Consider the following 246-nt stretch of genomic DNA (forward strand, 5'->3'; position numbering starts at 1 on the left):
GAACGGTTCAGGGATTCAGCGACGCCAGGCACTGCTGCAGTCGTGGCCCAATTTGTTCGAACATGCGCGGTGAGATGATCTCGACGTGCGCACAGTCCAGCGGCCAGATAGTCAGCTCGCCGACATAGGGCGCCCAGGCGCGGCGCGCATCCTGACCGGGCTGCTGCGTCTGTTCCGCCAGGAACAGGGTTGCGTGTCCGGTGAAGCGGGCACTGCGCGCTGTTGCCAGCAGGCGCACTGAACTGG

1 pseudogene is annotated in these 246 nt (G+C 65.0%); it reads right to left on the reverse strand.

Going from position 1 to position 246, the window contains the following annotated elements:
- Nucleotides 1-7: 7 nt before the first annotated feature.
- Nucleotides 8-246: pseudogene (locus SB756_RS33835) on the reverse strand (enterobactin synthetase subunit F); the annotation flags it as partial.

The organism is Pseudomonas sp. SIMBA_068 (assembly GCF_046534705.1).
GTDB lineage: Bacteria > Pseudomonadota > Gammaproteobacteria > Pseudomonadales > Pseudomonadaceae > Aquipseudomonas > Aquipseudomonas putida.